This window comes from Helicobacter sp. T3_23-1059 (genome assembly GCF_053654515.1).
Genome location: NZ_JBSIUV010000004.1, coordinates 26,532 through 44,808, shown reverse-complemented (window position 1 = coordinate 44,808; position 18,277 = coordinate 26,532). Strand labels below are relative to the sequence as shown.

Sequence of the window (18,277 nt, the reverse complement as noted above, 5' to 3'; positions counted from 1 at the left end):
TTTTATGGCAGTCGCTTAAAGTGTGCTAGTAGAATCTTGCATTCGATTTTGTGAAATTTTAGGTTTATTTGTTATCCATACTTGCGCTCCGTCTTTTAGATTGTCTTGCCCGCGAACTACGATTAAGTCATTTTCTTTTAGCGGTTGTTTTAGGCTTTTTATCAGCGCAAAAGAGCCTTGCGTAGTGATGATAGAGATAGGCACAATCCTAGCTTGCATATTTTGTGGATTTTGTGCGTTATTTTGCGTTTTTTGCACGATAAATATATGTGGCTTGCCAGAGCTATATACGACACTATCTCGCGGGATTAAAAATCCTTTTTCGCCATTTGTTTGCCCTGAAATATCAAGCCTAGCTTGCGCTGCCATACCATCTAAGAAACTCCCGTCATTTCGCACAGAAATATGCACAGGAAAAGTGCGCGAGAGAGAATCTGCTTTTGGGATTAGGGCTGAGATTTGCCCGCTGTATGATTTGCCACCTATGGATAAATCTACTTTTTGGTTTAGTGATAGTTTGCCTACGACTGCGCTTGATACATCGATTATTACTTCTGTGTCGCGTGAATTTAGGATTTGACAAATCGCCTGTCCTTCTTTTACCCATTCGCCTACTCTTACCCCCTGCTCGACTATGATCCCCTCAAATGGTGCATAAATCGTTTTTTGAGCTATTTGGGTTTTTGATATGGCTAGCTCGCCCTCTAGGGCTTTGATTCTAGCTTCTTGGGATTTTGCTTCGTATTCTAGATTTTCGTATTGTTGGATAGAGATTGATTGGGATTGGAGTAGGTTTTTGTATCGTTCTAGCTCGTTTTTTTGTCGCTCTAGCGTGTAGCGTGCATCAGCGATTTTGGCGTGTTTGATAGCGATGTCTTGGGTTAGCAAATCGCTATCAAGGCTTAGGAGTTTTTGCCCTTTTTTTACGCTTTGTCCTATGCTAAAAAATACGCTTTTTACCACGCCTTGCCCGCTTGAAGCAATAGAGCTTACTTCTTTGAAGCGCACACTGCCGATAAATGATTCATTTTTGCTTAAACTTCCCTCTTTTATGGGGATTGCTTCAATGGCTATGCCTTTTTGGGCTATGCTTGGAGATTTTGCATTTGTCGCTAGCGTGGTATCTAGCATAATGCCAACCCCAAATAATCCAAAAAACAATAAAGCAATGTGTATTGCAACACGATTTGCAATACAATCAAAAGCGCGATTAAACGCGCAACCACTCACGCAAAATCTGCAAAATCTAGTCTTTTTCATCTAGCACCTCTATGATTTTTAGTAGCATAGATTTGAGTTCTTTTTTTTGTTTTGTGCCTAGTGCGTTTTCAAAGATTTGCTCCATTTGTGATTGTATGTGGCTAGATTTTACTTCGGTGATTTTTTCTTCGCCATTTTTGGTTAGGTGCAAATACACGATTCGTTTGTCTTTTTTGCCGACTTTGTTGTCTTGGCATTTTTTGACTAAGCCTTTTGATTCTAGCGAGGTGATAAGCCTAGAAGTGGTGGTTTTATCTTTTAGCATATATTCGCTTAGTTGAGAGACATTTATACAGCCCTCTTTTTGGATAATCAATAGCGCAATCATCTGCTCTAATCCTAACTCATAAGGGCGCAAAAGGGTAGTGAGGTGGGCTTCTATACGGCGTGAAATATAGCCATATAACGAAGATAGGGGGGCATTTTGGAGATGTTGTTGGTGGTCTTGGTTACACATAGTGTGGATTATATCACATTTTTGTATAGTGATAATCAAAGACTAACGCGCTTTGTAGCCTTTTAGCGTTTTTCTAAGATTAGGGCGGATTCTATGTGATGGGTGTGTGGGAATTGATCAAACAGCGCAAAATGCGTGATTTTATGATTTTTTAGCAAAATCTCTAAGTCTTTTTTGAGGCTTAAAGGGTTGCAAGAAATATAGATAATATAGCGATGAGTAGCGATAAAATCTAGCATTTTTAATGCGCGTTGTTTGTGGGTGTTTGAGGCATTTGAGATATTTGCGTCTTGTTGGTGTTTGTGGTTGTATTGGCTTGTTTGGATTTTGTTTGTTTTACTCTCATTGATTGATTCTTTGCTAATTTCACTTCTTGCACTCTCGCTTTTGCTAATCTCACCTCCACTAATCGCGTTTTTGCGAACTACATTTTTGCAAATTTCACTAACATAATTTGTGCTATCCACACTTTCGCTAATTCTGCTTCCACTCCCCCCACTTTCGCTAATTTCGTTTTTGTTAATCCCACCCCCGCTAATCCCACCTCCACTAATCCCGCTTCTTGGCGGGTCTATCAAAATATGCGAAAATCTAAAAGAGCGCAAATCCACTTCCCTAGCGCGAAAAAACTCCCTTTTCCCCTCTAATGCCTCTATGCTTTCTTCCCCGCTTAGTCGCAATGCCGTGATATTTTTTATGCCATTATTTTTGGCATTTATTTGCAGGGCTGGGATTGCAGATTTTACCACTTCTGTGGCTAGCACTTTTCTAAAATCACTAGCCAAACTTACGCAAAAATTACCCTCTCCACAATACATTTCAAGCAAATCATTTCTAGTATGCTTTGCAATCGCGCTTTTTACAAAGCTAATCATTTGTGGGTTGATAAAGGCATTTGGCTGGCTAAACCTCCCCTCAGAGCGCAAAAATATCAAATGTTGTTGTTTGTTTATGTCGTATTTTTTGGTGTTTTGATTAGCATTTTTGAAAGGGGTTTTTTGCAAATTTGTTAGTGTTATAGATTCTAGTAAAAAGTCTGTTTGTAGGATAATTTTTTGATGTTTACTTCGCCCGATGATTGCGATATTTGGTGGGAGTTTTTGTGCTAGATTTGTTATGGTTTTTTCCCATTTAGATTCTAGCTTTTTATGATAGATTAGCGTTAAAATCACGGATAGGTTTTGGTTAGATTTTGGGGCTGTGTTTTTGGGTGGATTTATGATGCCTAGTGCTTCTATGGCGTAGAGCTTGTGGGATAAAATCTCAAAATCCTCTTTGCTGTGGCGCAATGCCAAATCATTGATAGAATCCATAAAAGAGCTAAGTGCCACGCTGATATTTGGCAACAAAATCGGGCAGGATTTTATGGGGATTTTGATAGCTTTTTTGTGTTTGTTGTCTTTGCCCATCATTGCTAGAGCGATTGTTGGTTTTTTATTTTGTGGCGTATATGTGGAGTTTGTTTGGTGCTGTGTTTGTTTGGAAATATGCACGATAGGAGCGATATTTTCTCTAAAAATGCGAAATTCTGCCCTAGCGCGATAATGAGTAGGGGGCGAAGCAAACACTTCTAAATCTTTTGGCGTAAAATTTGATTTTGCTAGCTCATCGCTAAAAAGACTGAAAATGTATTGTTTTTTGGATTTTAGTTGGGCGTTATATGGTGCATTTATCGTGCAACCACCGCATTTTCCTATGTGTTTGCAATGTAGATTTTGCATTTGTGTCCTTGTTGTTTTTTGCAATGCTAGGTTGGTTTAAGTTTGGATATTGTAGCAGATTTTGTGTTTGTTAGATTTTGAGTCATCTTTGACATTTGTTTGATAAAAAACTTTATATAAAGTGGCTAATTAAAGTTGATAATATATCTATAAAGTTTGTAAATATTTATCAATTAAATGCTATAATTGCCAAATTTTCATAAAAGGAGCTTCAAATGAGCAAAAAAATGGCATTCCAAACCGAAATAAAGCAGTTATTAGATTTGATGATTCACTCGCTTTATTCCAATAAAGAAATCTTTTTGCGCGAGCTAGTAAGCAACGCTTCTGACGCGCTTGACAAGCTAAACTACCTCACAATCAGTGATGAAGCCTACAAAAAAATCGCGTTTAATCCGCGCATTGACATTAGCTATGATGAAAAAAAGGGCGTTTTAAGTGTGGCGGATTCTGGCATCGGTATGAATGAAGATGAACTAATCCAAAATCTAGGCACGATAGCAAAATCTGGCACAAAGAGTTTTCTAAACGCGCTAAGCGGAGACAAAAAGAAAGATAGCGCGCTAATAGGGCAATTTGGCGTGGGATTTTACTCATCTTTTATGGTGGCTAGCAAAGTGGTGGTAACCACCAAAAAAGCAGGGCAAAATGAGGCGTATAGCTGGATAAGCGATGGTAGTGGCGAGTATGAAATCACTCCGTGTCAAAAAGACACTCACGGCACGCAAATCACGCTATATCTAAAAGATGATGACAAACATTTTGCAAGCAAATGGCAGATAGAATCTATCATCAAAAAATACTCCGAACACATTGCTTTTCCTATATTTTTGAGCTATGAAGAGACGCGCTATGAGGACGCAGAATCAAAAGAATCAAAAGCGGATTCTAGCGATGCAAAAAAAGATGACAAAACAAAAGATAAGGCAAAAAAAGAAGTCAAAGAATCTAAAACCGAGCAGTTAAACAGCGCGAAAGCGATTTGGAAAATCCCTAAAAATGAGCTAAAAGCGGAGGATTATAAAGAGTTTTATAAAGGTTTTGCCCACGATAATAGCGAGCCTCTAAGCTATATCCACACCAAAGTAGAGGGCAATTTAGAATACACTACTTTGTTTTTTATCCCAAGCGTTGCGCCATTTGACTTGTTTCGAGTGGATTATAAAAGCGGGGTAAAACTATATGTAAAGCGCGTGTTTATCACTGATGATGACAAAGAACTATTGCCTCAATATCTGCGCTTTGTGCGTGGCGTGATTGATAGCGAGGATTTGCCTCTAAATGTTAGCCGTGAGATTTTGCAGCAAAATAAGATTCTAGCAAATATCAAATCCGCCTCCACAAAAAAGATTTTAGGTGAAATCGCAAATCTAGCCAAAGATACCGAAAAATACAAGACTTTTTATAGTCAATTTGGCAGGGCATTAAAAGAGGGGCTTTATAGTGATTTTGAAAACAAAGACAAGATTTTAGATCTTTTGCGATTTGATAGCGTTGCTAGTGATGGCAAACTAAGCGAAAATCTAAGCCTAAAAGACTATAAAGAATCTATGCCAAAAGAGCAAAAAAGTATCTATTATCTCATTGGCGAAAATAAAGAATTGCTAAAAGCCTCACCGATTTTAGAAAAATATGCCAAAAAAGGATTTTGTGTCCTGCTTTTAAGCGATGAAATCGATAGCTTTGTGATGCCTAGCGTAAATGAGTATGACAAAACTCCGCTAAAAGATGCCGCTTCAAGCGAGGCGCTAAAAGAGCTAGGGCAAAATACCATAGATGAGGGCGTGAAAAAAGAGTTTGAAGAAATCATAAAAGGCTTTAAAGAGGCGTTGGGAGAGGAAATAAAAGAAGTGGAGCTAAGCGATGATTTAAGCTCGCCTATCGCGCTTGTGGGCGAGGAGTCAAACGCGATGATGATAAATCTAATGCGACAAATGGGACAAGAGCCACCAAAAATGCCTAAGATTTTGCAAATCAATGTGTCTCATAGCATTTTTAGCAAGCTAAAGGGGGCAGATTCTGCCAAAGTGCAAGAATGCGCGCATTTGCTGTATGATTGCGCGGTATTGCTAGAATCTGGCGGATTGCAAAGTGTGAAAGACTTTAACTCACGCGTGCATAGGCTAATAGAAGAAAATCTAGCGTGATTTTTTAAAAATCTAATTTGTAACTTAATGTAAGTTTGTAAAAGATTCCCCCTCCATTAGCATAAGGGGGATAGGATGTGGTTTCTTTGTCAAACTTAGGCTGCAAGGCAACTCAAATATTTCGTCATTGCGAGCGAGTAAAGCGAGCGTGGCAATCTATATTTTTAATACGAAAAAATTTTTAGCATTACAAAACGGCTTTGCCTACCGCAAACCAAAACCCGCAAATACCGCAAACTAAACACACTACACCTAAAACCAAATACACCACGCAAGATTTTTGCCAAAATATTGTGAGAATCAAACTAAAATCTAACCAATTTTAGCTACAATCTTGCCAAATTTTTACTAAATCAAAACGACTTTACACGCACAATCAAAAGGGGTAAAATGACTTTCGCTACTACAAATCCTCCAAAACCACAAAGCAAATCAACACCACAAAGCAAATCAAAACCAAACAAACCAACTCTAAAAAAATCAAAGCCCCATAGCGATTCTAGCAACTCCAAAGATTCTCTCTCCACTAGACTTATCATTATCCTAAAGCGACTTTATGAGGGCGAGTGTATCAAGGCAGACTTGCTAGCAAGTGAGTTTGGCACTTCACTTCGCACGATACAGCGCGATATATCTCACATAGCAAACTTGCTAAATATCAAATATGACAAAGGCACATATCAGCTAGATTATTACGGGGGGGGGGGGGAGTGTAAATCCCAAATCTATCAAGCGATTTGCCTCTATCAGCGGGATAGAAGCACTGTATCCCACGCTAGATGAGTTTTTTGTCTATGATTTATTAGATGATGATGAAAAGTCCTTACACATATCCAAAGGGCATTTTGAAAAGCCTCAAACACAGCTCTTTGAGACACTCAAAGAAGCGATTGATCTCCACCACATACTCCACTTCACTTATAGCCTAAAGCCTAGAGTAGCAAAGCCCTACAAGCTAGCGCATATTCAGGGCATTTGGTATCTGCTAGCGAGCGAGTCGCGTAAATTAAAGCATTTCGCCCTATCCAAAATCCAAAATCTAATCGACACAAAAGAACACTTCACCCCTAGCCAAAAAGTAACAACACTACTAAAATCTAGCCTAAACTCCACCGCCTATCTCACCACCACCCCCAAAACCGCGAAAATCCTGCTTACCACGCCAAAAGCTAGGACACATTTTTTGCGCAAAAATTTGGGAGCAAACTTCTCTATCATAAAAGATTCATATCAAAATCTAACGCTACAAATGCAATATGCCTTTGATGATGAAGTGATAAATTTTGTCAAAAGCTGGCTACCACACGCCCAAATCATCTCCCCCACACCGCTACAAGAAAAACTCCAAAAAATGCTCCTAGAGTATATCAAAGCGACAAATGCTGACACGGGGAGTGAGTAGAATGCGGGGATTTAAAAGGGATTTTAAAATGTGGTATGAAAAGTTTGCCATTGCAAAAATCTGCTATCTAAACAAAAGCCACAGATTTTTTGCAATCCAAAATAATCCCCTCCATTGCGGAGGGGGGTTGGGGGTGGGTGTCATTGCGAGCGGATTTAAAAAATCCGCGTGGCAATACAAAATAATCCCCCTCCCTTGCGGAGGGGTTGGGGGTGGGTGTCACTGCGAGAATTTGCTAGCGCAAATTCTCGCAGTGAAAGCAAAATACTCCGCGATGAGTATAAACTAGGGATTGGCAGATTTTGGATTTGGTAAATTTGCCAAATAAGACGGCGGAATAGAAAAATGTGTAACAAATCTAAATGTAAGGAGTTTCAAATGTTACAAACACAGCAAAATTTTGTAGATTATCTAGGGCAGTTAGACATCCTAGCGCAAAAGGCGAGGTTAGATAAGGACAAATCAAAACTTATCGCCTCTATCAAAGAGAGGGAATTGCTTATCCCTGTGGTTGGCGGATTTAGTGCGGGAAAAAGCTCTGCGCTAAATGACTTTTTGGGGCAGGAAATTTTAAGCGTGGCGATTACGCCAGAGACGGCACTAGCCACCGAGCTACGCTATACAAGTGAGCAATCTTACGCAGAGGGCGTGAAAGACAATGATAGCGTAGAAAAAATCGCTATTAGCAATTTAGATTCGCTAAAAAGTCGCGCGGGTGAGTTTAAATACCTGCGCCTTTATCTAAACAATTCCAAGTTAGAGGCAATAGAGCCGTTGATTTTGGTGGATATGCCCGGATTTGACGCACCGCTAGAATTGCATAATAAAGCCATTATGGAATATTTGCAACGCGGGATTTATTTCATCATATTAGAGAGCGCAGAGAGCGGAACAATCGCTATGAGTATCAAAAAGCATATCGATAGTTTGCAAACGCTAGGGAGGGATTTTAGCTTTTGTTTGAGTAAGGTGGATTTGGTTGCTCCAAGCACACTTGATGGTGTGAAAAATAAAATCGCTAGTATTTTAAGCGCGGAATTTGGCTATGACAAAGATATAACGCTACTTGGAGAAAATGGCGAACGCGCACAATCTTTACAAAAAATTATCGAACAAATTAACGCCGAACAAGTCTTTGAAAATCTCTATTTGGATACTTTGAAGTTTGATTTTAATGATACAAAATCAAGTTTGACTACAAAGATTTCATCACTAAAATCTACCAAAGATGAAGCAGATGAAGCACTCAAAGAATTGCAAAATGCCATAGATTCAATAGTCAATAAAAAGCAAAATATCGCTCAAAACATAACTAGCGACATTCAAAGTGCAGTAGATGGCACGATGATTGCGGTGGATAGGGCGATTCAAGGCTCTATTAGCTCCATAGCACAAAGCGCGCTAAATAATCCACAAAGCATAAACGCGCAAGTAAGCGAAATCGTCCGTAGCACTTTGCTAAATGAATTTACAAAGCGTGGTGGCAAAATACGCGAAAATCTAATCGCAGATTATAAATTCGCACTAAAAGATTTAAATGTCGCTTCGCTAAATATAGATTCTTCGTGGGTGGAAAATGTCGCAAATTCAATCAATACGGCTTTACATAATATTTCTGTCGGTGTTACAGATAATAGTGAATTGATAGAGGGTATTGCTAGTGCGATAGAAAGTGGTGCTTCGACATTAGCAAAGATTCCCGCTCTAAAGTGGCTTCCTATTGTTGCGACAATAGTAACGGGATTATTGCGACTATTTGCCCCTGAGCGCAAAATCGATGAGGGCAAATTGCTAATGGATATTCTCCAAAGTGTCCGCTCTACTATCACGCCAGAGGTTAGCAGCGCGTATAGCAACCAAATATCCGCTATGCAAGAAGTTGTCGGTGCTTTGATTGAATCCAAACTCAAAGAAAAACAAGATGAAATCAAAAAAGCCCAAGAGGAAAAATCCCAAATCGCAGATAAGCTAAATGCAGAGATTGAGGATTTAAGCGCGATTAGCAATGAGCTAGATTCACTAGCAAAAAAATATCTTTATAAATAACGGAGGCACAAAATGAGTTTCAATGAATTTTTACAAAGAGTAGAAAAAATCGAAGGTATAGTAGAGGCAAATGAGATTTTGCGTGATAATAGCGCAAATCTCCGCAGAGAGCATTTTATAAAAAGCGTTGATGATTTTAGCAAGGACAAAGCGGAATTAGAGCGCGAAAATCGACTGCTAAAAATCGGCATTTTAGGGCGTGTCAAAGCAGGTAAAAGCTCGTTTTTAAACGCACTGCTTTTTAATGGCAAAAATATCTTGCCAAAGGCAGCTACGCCTATGACTGCGTCTCTTACGATTTTAGAATATGCCAAAAATCCTAGTTTTAGCGTAGAATTTTATAGTCAAAAGGATTTAGATGAGATTGCCACAGAGGCGCGTAAATACGAATCTAAACTCCAAGAATGTATAAATGAAAAATTTGCCGAGCTAAAAGAGAGAGAAGCAAAAAAAGTGATGAATCCCGCGCAAATTGACGAATCAAAACTTCGCCAAAATGCCAAAGATATTGTGGAGAGTGATTTCAAACTCACACAAGAAGCACTATTTGCCTGCTATGAGCAAAATGAGCTTATCAAAAATAGTGGCATTAGCCTATCGCAGTTAGAAGCAAACAAAGATTTTAGTGGCGATTTGGAAGCAATTCGCGCAAAATTAAGCGATTATGTGGGAGAGAGTGGCAAATTTATGCCATTTACTAAATCCATCACTTTGCGATTAGACAATGAATTTTTGCAAAATGTCCAAATTGTCGATACGCCCGGGCTAAATGACCCTGTGCCATCTCGCTCTGCTAGAACACTAGAGTTTTTGGATAAATGTGATGCAGCACTTGTGCTATCCCCTGCGGGGCAGTTTCTCAATGCTAGTGATGTGGAATTGCTAGATATGCTTGATAAAAATGCCACTACCAAAATCTATTTTGTGGCTTCTCGCGCAGATTCTCAACTGCACGGACATATCAAAGATAATTCAAATGGTAATTTAGATAGCGCAATATCGCTCATACAGGACGAATTATCATCTAGCATATCGCAAAAATTGCGCGATGGCGGGATAGAAAGCAAAATTATGCAAACAGCGATGAGAGAGGATATTATTTTATCATCATCGATTTGTGCGAATTTTGCCCTGCGCGATGAAAGTGAATTAGACGGGGACGAATCTCACGCATTAGGGCTTTTAAAAAAGAATTATCCTAATGATTTCTCACCAAGCACAAAGGCAAGTAGCTTTGCAAAACTCGCAAATATGGACAAACTAAAATCCATTTTTGATTCATTAAAAACGCAAAAAGAGAGCATTTTAGAGCAACGATTAGCGGATTTTTTAAGCACTCGCCAAAAGCAACTAGAAGCTTATCAAAGTGCTTTGATAGATACAATCAAAGAACAAATCGCCTTACTTGAAGCAAGCGATTTAGAAAAGCTACAAGCACAAGAAGTCGAGCTAAAGGCAACAAAGCGCAATGCAGAATTTGCGCTAAATGAAGTCTATGAGGATTTGTGTGATGAGTTAGTCAAAGATTTGCGCGAAAATCTAAAAGATAGGAAAGAAAGATTTTTTAGAGATTTAGAATCCAAAAGTGAGGGTGCGCAAGGCACAGATAGTAAAAGTTATGAAGTAGATGATAGCTCGTGGTATAATCCTTTTAGCTGGGGACGAACAAAAACTAAGACAAAAGTTTTTGCCACTTATAAAGCTGGACAAATTCGTGGCGTAGTAAAAGACACTTGCGCAGAACTAGAAAATCTCCTTAGCACACAGAGCAAAGACTTTATCAAAGAATGGCAAAAAAAGGCACAAAAAGCGATAACCACGACTTTGCTTAAAGAAGTGGATAGTATTCATTTGGATAGGATTGTTTTATCCAAAAGCATAAAAGACGCCTTTAGCACGATACAATACCCCGAAATCAGCTATGAATCACAGATTCCAGAATCCATAAATGGCGCGCGAGGCACACTACAAGGATATGAAGCAAATAGTTTTATCGGGGAAGTGGAGAGCTATATCGCTGATTTTAAAAGCCAAGTAACAAAAGATATAACAAACTTTGCTGACACAATAGAGCAAAATCTAAAAGGTGTCAAATTAGGCGATAGCATATTTGGCAAAATCATTAGCGAGATAGAGCGACTAAAAGATGATTTGGCAAATAAAGAGGCGCGACTAAAAGCATACAAAAACTTGCAAAATACGCTAGAGCAAATACGCTAGAATGGAGGAAGAATAAAATGAGTGTATTTAGCAAAATAATGTCATTTTTTGGATATGTCAAATATAAGGATTTTTCTAACTATGTCAAGCGCGAGTTGCTAGAATCTCAAATGGCTAAAAATGCGGATTTGATAGCGCAAAATGTAGATTTGTCATTTAAAAATAGCCTTGTGGCACAACTTTTGGGCGACAAAGGGCATAATGAAGCATTGCAGAAATTTAAGACACTGCTATATGGCGAATTTTTCGCATTTGCAAATAATGATGATAGCCTATCAAATGAAGCAGAGGCAGTATCTATAATGCAAAGTATAGAAAAAGAGCTAGAAGTCATATCCACTGCTTCACAGCTATATAATAAAGAAATTGTCGCTGTGGGTGGTGGATTTAGCGCGGGGAAAAGTCAATTTATCAGTTCACTTATTTTGGATAATAATGTGAGATTGCCCATAGGAATCGCGCCTACTACGGCGATTCCCACCTATGTGCTTTCAAGCGAAGAAACAAAACTTGTTGCGTTTTCAAATAGTGGTGTGAGAGTGGAGCTAAATGAGCTAGATAGCGAGATTCATAGCAAAATCAACCACGATTTTATCAAAGGTTTTGGCTTTAATCTAAAAAAGATTATGCCATTTATGGTGCTAAAAACCACACTTGAATCGCGCTATGAAAATCTATGCTTTATCGATACGCCCGGATACAATCCATCAAAAGATGGCTTTAGAGATAGCGATAGATATAGCGCACAAGAATTTTTAAACAATGCAAACGCAATGCTCTGGCTAATCGGACTAGATAGCAAAGGCACGATAGAAAAAGATGATATAGATTTTTTAAGCGAGCTAGATTTAAGCAGTAAAAAACTCTATGTCGTGCTAAACAAGGCTGATGTGCCAAGCCCAAGCCAAAGAAAAGCCGTATTTGAGCAAATCAAAAAGCAACTTAATGCCTATGGAATCGAGTATGATGGCATAAGCACATATAGCGCGACAAAGCACGAGGAATATGAGTTTGAAAAAATCTCGCTAATGGAATTTTTGGATTCACTCACGCAATCCCACACTTTGCAAACAATGCTAATAAAGCGACTTTTTAGCGTATATGCAATGTATGTAGAATCTAACTTGCACAAAAAGAAGCGCAAAGATACGATTTATAAAGCATTAAATGAGCTAGAGTTAGCTTTGAGTGTGGAAGATTTGGACGATGATAGCCAGCATTTTGAGCGCATCGCTAAAATCAAAAGTATTTTTAAAGTCGGCAACGAAACAAAAGAACAAATAGCTAAATTAACGAAAATCATCGTTGAGATGAAAAATGCTATTGATGAAATTTTTGGCAAGGTGTTAAAAATACACTTGCCACAAATCGATGAAAACGACATAAAAATCGACTTTGATTTGGCAGTGGAGGAATTTATCGAAGAAAACGATGAATCTAGCGAAAATAAAAAAGATATACTTAGGTTTGTCTTAAAAGCGGAACCTGAGATTCCAACTTATGAGCAATTAGTTCAGGATATCCACCCTATTAAGATAGATCTATCTACCGAAATTAGGAATTCTCTAAATATATTTAGAGAAAGAAATCTCAGTATACCAGAGTTAAAATATAAAAAAAAGACATAGAGTATATCAACGCGACAAATAATGTCGCGTATAGGGAGTAAAATCTCGCCTGTAAATGCCAAAATCTTGCAAATATCAATCTTGCAAAACGCAAATAAACAAAACAAAAAGCGCAAATGCGGGTAAGATACAAGCAAGAGTAGGCATTACAAAATCTTTTTTAAGGAGCAAGAAATGTCAATTTTCACTCGTTTATTGTTGGGCAGTGCAGCCCTAGCAGGCGTAGGATACGCAGGATATAAGGCAAAAAAACACCTAGATAGCCAAATGGAGAAGCCAGAAAACTATGGCTTAGGCTACAAAGATGTGGCGTTTGAGGAAGCGGGCAAAATCATCTGCAATGGCTTAGGAGCGATAACTGAAGGACTAGCCAAAGGTTATGAAAAAATCTTTGATGAGCCACTTTATGCAGAAGGCGTGATGTCTAGCCTAGATACCCTAAAATCAACTTTGCGCAAGAGTGAATGCAAGCACCTAAATGGTATGCAGCTCACACCAGCCCTTGTGAAAAAAACAAGCTTTAGCGCGGCGCAATGCAGTCGCATAGGTATCCCTATCTATGATGAGGAGATGGATAAACTAAATACCCTCCACGATGAAATCCAAAAAAATGATGATTTCATAGACGCGATTTATGAGCTAGAATCGCAATGCTACAAGGCGCATAAGACGATTTTAAATTTTGTCTCATTTGCTAAAGATATGGCGCGAGATTCTAGCGATACGGATACTATAAAGAGCTTAGATAACATATATAGTGTCGCTTCTAGCAAATACGACTTAGATGAAGTAGGCGAGATAGAGAGCGTCAAATCCGCTATAAAATCTATCAAAGAGTCTTGCGATAGATTAGCCACGCTAAATGCAGAGCTAAAATCTAGCCTAAAAGATTCTGCTTTGCAAGATAGTCATCACGCAAGCAAACTAAGCGAGGCTTTAGAGCTAGCCACAGCACTAGATGGCGTGATAAGAGGGGATTTTGCAAGCTATGGTAGCTTTTGTAGCGAGCGCGTAGAGACATTGCAACAATCCGCATAACAAAGTCTCATAGTGTATGAGATTGTGTCATTGTGAGAATCTTAAAAAACCCCTTCCCTTGCAAAATGGGTTTTTGCTTCGGCTAACGCCTCGCAACCTGTTGGGTGGGGGTGGGTTTTTTTGTCATATTGAGCGCGTAAGCGCGAAATATCTCTATTTTTGTTTTTTAGATTTTTGAGATACTTCGCTACACTCAGTATGACAAATGTTTTTAGCATAAAAAAGTTGCTGTCATTGCGAGCGCAACTTGTTGCGCGTGGCAATCCATAATAAGCCCCCCTCCCTTGCGGAGGGGGTTTGGGGGTGGGTAAAGTCATTGCGAGCAAACGCTAGTTAAGCGTGGCACAAGCCCACAGCTACGAAGTAGCGATTCAGCGCGTAAGCGCGAGTGGGCGCAGTTGCGCAAGCAAAATCCACAATCAAAAACATAAAAAATGGATTGCCACGCAAATGCTACTTTTAACAAAGTCGCATTTGCTCGCAATGACGGATTTTTTTGTCAATAAAATTTTCTTTGTCATATTGAGCGTTAGCGAAATATCTCGATTTGTATTTTTGGATTTTTTACAGAATCTATGCTTTGAGATACTTCGCTTGCGCTCATTCCGACAAGTAGATTTTTACCAAACCAAGACAAAGGAGCAAAAAATGCCAATCAAACCAAAATCATTCATAGCAAAATGTCCCAAATGTGGCAAGGTGAAATTTGTCTCACCCAAAAGCGATGCGCTAAGCCCGCTTGAAATGTGCCCAATGTGTGAGAAATGCAATGAGCCAATGAGTAAAACACCAATGCCAAATTTAGATGTCAAAAGCATAGGCGATTTTTTCAAAGGCTTGTTTAAGGGCAACTAAGGTTAAAAGCAACGCTTAATAGGCTCTCGTGCTTCAATCCTATCGACAAAATATAAGGACGCAATGATGGACTTGAAAAAATTCTCAAAGATTATTAGTGTGCTGTATAAGTTTTTAAGCGAATTTGTGAAACTATGGGAGCTAGGGAAACTAACGCGTCTAGGGAGATTAGGATTTGCACTAAAACAACAAGCAGAGATTTTCACAAACGAGCTAGAATCCAAACAAAAACGCGTAGATTCTGCATTTGAAGCATTAGATTTAATCCTCGCGTATAAAAAGCAAAATCCACAAGAATTTGAAGAAATATTTTGTGCGTTAGAGCGATTTAGCCAAAAGCGCAAAGTCGATAAATCAATCGATGAAGCGATAAAGTCGCTTTTAGGCTAGATTGTCGTTTGGATTTCATAGCAAAAAAAATCTAAAAAGTGCAAAACCAAAAACTAACGCACAAAAAGGGAACAAATGGGAACGATTTTTTTATTTTTATTAGCGGTTTTATCGGCTATTTTAGGATTGTTTCTCTTTATAGCGTATATGTATGTGTTTGTTTTTGTGGGCTTTATCATCGCCACCATTGCGATTTTTTATTTTTATGGTGTGGCGTGGGGACTAGCGTGGCTAGGGCTGTGGTGGGTAGGTGGCTATCTCATCAGCAAAAGCAAATAACCCAAAATCTTTACGCCTATATTTAAGACATTTTAAAATCTCTAGCATAAAGGAAACAAAATGACAAACCTGCTGATTTTATACAATCCATACTACCAAGACACCGTGATAGAATCCCACTTAGAAGTGTTAAAGCAAAAGGGCAAAGTCGCTTTTGGCAAGGTGCGCTCCAAGCTAAAAGACACGCTAGGAAGTCAAAAATGCACAGGGGAAAATCCGCTAGATTTAGCCACGATAAAATCCGAGCTACATTCACAAAAAGCACAGGACAAACGCGCATATTTGCAACTTTTTTTGACGGATTATGCTAATCTCTATGTGGCAAAAGTCGATGAGATTTTGGATAAATCCCAAGCCCCAAGTGAGATAATCCCAAACTACTATCAGCAAAAAGACTTAAATGTCGAGGAATATTTCATCATCACGGATTTGCGCGAGATTGTGTGTGATGATTTTGCGACTTTGCGCGATAAATATTTGGCTGGATTTTGCACGCCTGATTTTGGTGGGCATACTTATGCAATTTATGGCAACTCATATACCTATCCTTTGAAAATCACGCAAAAAAATGAAATAGATTATTTTTGCGATGATATAGATGAACAAACAAATGGCAACAAATCAAATGCAAACAAAAAATATTTTCTAAGCCTTTTTAAAAGCGCGGAGTTTTTGGCTATGCAAGAGAATCTAGCGCATTTTGTCTTTGGGGCAAACTTGCTTTATGCCCTGCACCCAAATAGCTTTGAAAATCTCATTTATGCCGAGCTAGAATTTAGCGCAAATAAGGGCGATGTGGGATATGATTTTAGCGGTGTAGTGTTGCGCTATGCAAAGGCGTATGAGCAAGAATGCAGGATTTTTATGAAAGATTTTATCGCCACGCTTGCAAAGATTGATAAAAAATTGCTAGAAATAGATTTTGATGAAAATGGCAAGACAAAAAAAGTGGGCGACTTGCTAGAATCTAGCACTTTTTTAGGCATTTATAAACATTTGTTAAAAGTAACTTTGCAACCCTATATCACAAAATATGCCACCGAAAATCCTAAGTTTTTGTCATTTATCACTCGCTTTTCTATGGCAATCAACCATATACAACAAGTGCGAAATCCTGCTGCACACGGCGATATTTTGCGACTAAAAAGTGCTAAGACTTTTCGAGCAAAAATGCTAGGCATTGGGGATCGTAGCTATATTGCTGATATGCTAAAGGGGCGTTTAGAGTTAAACTAAATTTTTAAATAGTAGCCTTTTAAAGTTTTAAGGCAAATTTGCTATAATGCGATTTTAGCCTTAAATTTAGGAGACATAATGAGTGCAAAATCCGCTAAAACCCCCTCTATGCAAAAAACACAAAAGCCACACAATCCACAACACTTGCAAATGCTACACCCCCAAATCATCGTGCTTGACTTTGGAAGCCAATACACGCAGTTAATCGCTAGGCGTTTGCGCGAAATGGGAATCTATACGGAAATAATGCCCTATTTTGAGAGCGCGGAGTCTATAAAGACGAAAAATCCGCGCGGACTAATCCTAAGCGGCGGTCCTGCAAGTGTGTATGAAAAGGACGCGTATAAGCCTGATAGCGAGATTTTCACGCTAGGGATTCCCATTTTGGGAATCTGCTATGGAATGCAGTTTATCGCGCATTTTTTCGGCGGACAAGTCGCAAAATCTAGTGCGCAAGAATTTGGCAAGGCAAATCTTACAATCATTGATTCACGCGGAATCTTTAGTGGCGTGAAGCAAGATTGTATCGTGTGGATGAGCCATAGTGATAAAGTCATTGCCCTGCCGAGTGGATTTAGCGCGATTGGTAGGAGTGCAAATAGCGAGATTTGCGCCATTGCAGATTTGAAGCGCGAAATTTATGCGATACAATTCCACCCCGAAGTGGTGCATAGCGAGTGCGGAGCGCAGATTCTCTCAAACTTTGCGCGTGAGATTTGCGGGGCGAGTGATGATTGGAATATGCACAATTTTGCCGAGTTAGAAATCGCCAAAGTGCGAAAAATCGTGGGTTTAGAGGAAATGGATTGCCACGCGGATTTTGACAAATCCGCTCGCAATGACGATAAAAACTCCAACAACACCGCTTGTCATACTGAGCGTAGCGAAGTATCTCTAGATTCCAGCGATAGAGATATTTCGGCTTTTTCAAAGCCTCAATATGACAACGCCACAGCAACACAAAATAGCGATATAACTTTTATAGCGATTAATGCCTCAAACAAAGATGTGGTTTGCGCTTTGCAAGTAAGCCAAAGGGATAAAAACTTTATCGAATCTAATGCAGATTCTATCAAAGATGCCACGCAGGATAAGGCTTGGCAAACAAATGCGATATATTATAGGGATACGCTCATTGGCTTTGTGATGTTTGGGGATATAGAATCTGAGCAACGATTGTGGATAGATAGGTTTATGATTGATATGCGCTTTAGCAATCAAGGGCTTGGCACACAAGCCTTAGCCACGCTACTAGAAAAACTATGGGAGGGTGGCAAACGAGAGGAAATCTACATTAGCGTGTATGAGGAAAATCTCAAAGCGATACGATTTTATGAAAGATTTGGCTTTGTGCGAAATGGCGAAAAAGACATAAATAACGAATCTGTGATGTGTCTAAATAAAAAGGTGTGGGAAGAGAGAAAAAGTGATTTTCTAAAGAAACTGCGCTTTGCTTGTTTTGCTCACAATGATAACGCTACTAATCAACAAAGGCAAAACCCTAAAAACAACACCGCTTGTCATACTGAGCGTAGCGAAGTATCTCAAAAGTCCAGCGATAGAGATATTTCGGCTTTTTCAAAGCCTCAATATGACAA

At 39.1% G+C, this 18,277-nt stretch carries 16 protein-coding genes and 2 pseudogenes; 13 read left to right on the top strand and 5 right to left on the bottom strand.

Annotated elements, in window-relative coordinates; translation table 11 throughout:
• Positions 1 to 15: 15 nt before the first annotated feature.
• The 3 genes from ACWIX0_RS02000 to ACWIX0_RS01990 are packed head-to-tail and all read right to left on the bottom strand — an operon-like array spanning position 16 to position 3,438.
• Entirely contained in the window at positions 16 to 1,260 is a 1,245-nt protein-coding gene (locus ACWIX0_RS02000; RefSeq protein WP_454171500.1) for an efflux RND transporter periplasmic adaptor subunit, read from the bottom strand.
• Complete coding sequence (locus ACWIX0_RS01995) at positions 1,247 to 1,756, bottom strand: MarR family winged helix-turn-helix transcriptional regulator (protein ID WP_454171498.1); 510 nt, start codon at positions 1,754 to 1,756, stop codon at positions 1,247 to 1,249. The genes ACWIX0_RS02000 and ACWIX0_RS01995 overlap by 14 nt, the downstream gene beginning before the upstream one ends.
• Before the next feature lie 23 nt (positions 1,757 to 1,779).
• On the bottom strand, positions 1,780 to 3,438 hold the full coding sequence (locus tag ACWIX0_RS01990) for a hypothetical protein (RefSeq protein WP_454171496.1): 1,659 nt from the start codon (positions 3,436 to 3,438) through the stop codon (positions 1,780 to 1,782).
• 215 nt (positions 3,439 to 3,653) lie between these two features.
• On the opposite strand from ACWIX0_RS01990, the gene htpG reads away from it, so the two are divergent.
• The 4 genes and pseudogenes from htpG to ACWIX0_RS01970 all read left to right on the top strand — a co-directional run bounded on the left by htpG (position 3,654) and on the right by ACWIX0_RS01970 (position 6,987).
• Complete coding sequence (gene htpG, locus ACWIX0_RS01985; RefSeq protein WP_454171495.1) at positions 3,654 to 5,585, top strand: molecular chaperone HtpG; 1,932 nt, start codon at positions 3,654 to 3,656, stop codon at positions 5,583 to 5,585.
• Between the two features lie 390 nt (positions 5,586 to 5,975).
• Positions 5,976 to 6,368 (top strand): hypothetical protein, encoded by a 393-nt coding sequence (locus tag ACWIX0_RS01980; RefSeq protein ID WP_454171493.1) that lies wholly within the window; start codon positions 5,976 to 5,978, stop codon positions 6,366 to 6,368.
• Positions 6,274 to 6,615, top strand: a pseudogene (locus ACWIX0_RS01975) (WYL domain-containing protein); the annotation flags it as partial. The gene ACWIX0_RS01980 and the pseudogene ACWIX0_RS01975, both read left to right, overlap by 95 nt.
• Positions 6,616 to 6,768: 153 nt before the next feature.
• A complete protein-coding gene (locus ACWIX0_RS01970) occupies positions 6,769 to 6,987 on the top strand; it encodes a hypothetical protein (protein ID WP_454171491.1) in 219 nt (72 codons plus the stop codon).
• 67 nt (positions 6,988 to 7,054) lie between these two features.
• Here the strand turns inward: ACWIX0_RS01970 and ACWIX0_RS01965 are convergent, their stop codons facing one another.
• Positions 7,055 to 7,210: a hypothetical protein gene (locus ACWIX0_RS01965; RefSeq protein ID WP_454171489.1), complete on the bottom strand. Its 156-nt coding sequence runs from the start codon at positions 7,208 to 7,210 to the stop codon at positions 7,055 to 7,057.
• A gap of 155 nt (positions 7,211 to 7,365) precedes the next feature.
• Between ACWIX0_RS01965 and ACWIX0_RS01960 the strand changes: the two genes are divergently transcribed.
• The 4 genes from ACWIX0_RS01960 to ACWIX0_RS01945 all read left to right on the top strand — a co-directional run bounded on the left by ACWIX0_RS01960 (position 7,366) and on the right by ACWIX0_RS01945 (position 13,919).
• Complete coding sequence (locus ACWIX0_RS01960; RefSeq protein WP_454171487.1) at positions 7,366 to 9,033, top strand: dynamin family protein; 1,668 nt, start codon at positions 7,366 to 7,368, stop codon at positions 9,031 to 9,033.
• Between the two features lie 12 nt (positions 9,034 to 9,045).
• Positions 9,046 to 11,253 carry a dynamin family protein gene (locus ACWIX0_RS01955; protein ID WP_454171486.1) on the top strand — a complete coding sequence of 736 codons (2,208 nt, stop codon included), beginning with the start codon at positions 9,046 to 9,048 and terminating at the stop codon, positions 11,251 to 11,253.
• 17 nt (positions 11,254 to 11,270) lie between these two features.
• Positions 11,271 to 12,881, top strand: coding sequence for a dynamin family protein (locus tag ACWIX0_RS01950; RefSeq protein ID WP_454171484.1), 1,611 nt, complete (start codon positions 11,271 to 11,273; stop codon positions 12,879 to 12,881).
• Positions 12,882 to 13,055: 174 nt separating this feature from the next.
• Positions 13,056 to 13,919 carry a hypothetical protein gene (locus tag ACWIX0_RS01945; RefSeq protein WP_454171483.1) on the top strand — a complete coding sequence of 288 codons (864 nt, stop codon included), beginning with the start codon at positions 13,056 to 13,058 and terminating at the stop codon, positions 13,917 to 13,919.
• 41 nt (positions 13,920 to 13,960) lie between these two features.
• Here the strand turns inward: ACWIX0_RS01945 and ACWIX0_RS01940 are convergent, their stop codons facing one another.
• On the bottom strand, positions 13,961 to 14,236 hold the full coding sequence (locus ACWIX0_RS01940; protein ID WP_454151450.1) for a hypothetical protein: 276 nt from the start codon (positions 14,234 to 14,236) through the stop codon (positions 13,961 to 13,963).
• Between the two features lie 22 nt (positions 14,237 to 14,258).
• On the opposite strand from ACWIX0_RS01940, the gene ACWIX0_RS01935 reads away from it, so the two are divergent.
• The 5 genes and pseudogenes from ACWIX0_RS01935 to guaA form a co-directional block, all read left to right on the top strand.
• A complete protein-coding gene (locus ACWIX0_RS01935) occupies positions 14,259 to 14,774 on the top strand; it encodes a hypothetical protein (RefSeq protein WP_454151452.1) in 516 nt (171 codons plus the stop codon).
• Between the two features lie 66 nt (positions 14,775 to 14,840).
• Complete coding sequence (locus ACWIX0_RS01930) at positions 14,841 to 15,164, top strand: hypothetical protein (protein ID WP_454171481.1); 324 nt, start codon at positions 14,841 to 14,843, stop codon at positions 15,162 to 15,164.
• 75 nt (positions 15,165 to 15,239) lie between these two features.
• Positions 15,240 to 15,443 (top strand): hypothetical protein, encoded by a 204-nt coding sequence (locus ACWIX0_RS01925; RefSeq protein WP_454171479.1) that lies wholly within the window; start codon positions 15,240 to 15,242, stop codon positions 15,441 to 15,443.
• Between the two features lie 60 nt (positions 15,444 to 15,503).
• Complete coding sequence (locus ACWIX0_RS01920) at positions 15,504 to 16,679, top strand: HP0729 family protein (RefSeq protein ID WP_454171477.1); 1,176 nt, start codon at positions 15,504 to 15,506, stop codon at positions 16,677 to 16,679.
• 78 nt (positions 16,680 to 16,757) lie between these two features.
• Positions 16,758 to 18,035 (top strand): annotated as a pseudogene (gene guaA / locus ACWIX0_RS01915) (glutamine-hydrolyzing GMP synthase); the annotation flags it as partial.
• Between the last annotated feature and the right edge of the window lie 242 nt (positions 18,036 to 18,277).

What these genes read in the sequence shown, in the direction of transcription:
- ACWIX0_RS02000 (WP_454171500.1), bottom strand. Translation starts at nt 1,260, where the DNA reads ATGAAAAAGACTAGATTTTGCAGATTTTGCGTGAGTGGTTGCGCGTTT.
- ACWIX0_RS01990 (WP_454171496.1), bottom strand. Translation starts at nt 3,438, where the DNA reads ATGCAAAATCTACATTGCAAACACATAGGAAAATGCGGTGGTTGCACG.
- htpG (WP_454171495.1), top strand. Translation starts at nt 3,654, where the DNA reads ATGAGCAAAAAAATGGCATTCCAAACCGAAATAAAGCAGTTATTAGAT.
- ACWIX0_RS01980 (WP_454171493.1), top strand. Translation starts at nt 5,976, where the DNA reads ATGACTTTCGCTACTACAAATCCTCCAAAACCACAAAGCAAATCAACA.
- ACWIX0_RS01960 (WP_454171487.1), top strand. Translation starts at nt 7,366, where the DNA reads ATGTTACAAACACAGCAAAATTTTGTAGATTATCTAGGGCAGTTAGAC.
- ACWIX0_RS01955 (WP_454171486.1), top strand. Translation starts at nt 9,046, where the DNA reads ATGAGTTTCAATGAATTTTTACAAAGAGTAGAAAAAATCGAAGGTATA.
- ACWIX0_RS01950 (WP_454171484.1), top strand. Translation starts at nt 11,271, where the DNA reads ATGAGTGTATTTAGCAAAATAATGTCATTTTTTGGATATGTCAAATAT.
- ACWIX0_RS01945 (WP_454171483.1), top strand. Translation starts at nt 13,056, where the DNA reads ATGTCAATTTTCACTCGTTTATTGTTGGGCAGTGCAGCCCTAGCAGGC.
- ACWIX0_RS01940 (WP_454151450.1), bottom strand. Translation starts at nt 14,236, where the DNA reads ATGACTTTACCCACCCCCAAACCCCCTCCGCAAGGGAGGGGGGCTTAT.
- ACWIX0_RS01930 (WP_454171481.1), top strand. Translation starts at nt 14,841, where the DNA reads ATGGACTTGAAAAAATTCTCAAAGATTATTAGTGTGCTGTATAAGTTT.
- ACWIX0_RS01925 (WP_454171479.1), top strand. Translation starts at nt 15,240, where the DNA reads ATGGGAACGATTTTTTTATTTTTATTAGCGGTTTTATCGGCTATTTTA.
- ACWIX0_RS01920 (WP_454171477.1), top strand. Translation starts at nt 15,504, where the DNA reads ATGACAAACCTGCTGATTTTATACAATCCATACTACCAAGACACCGTG.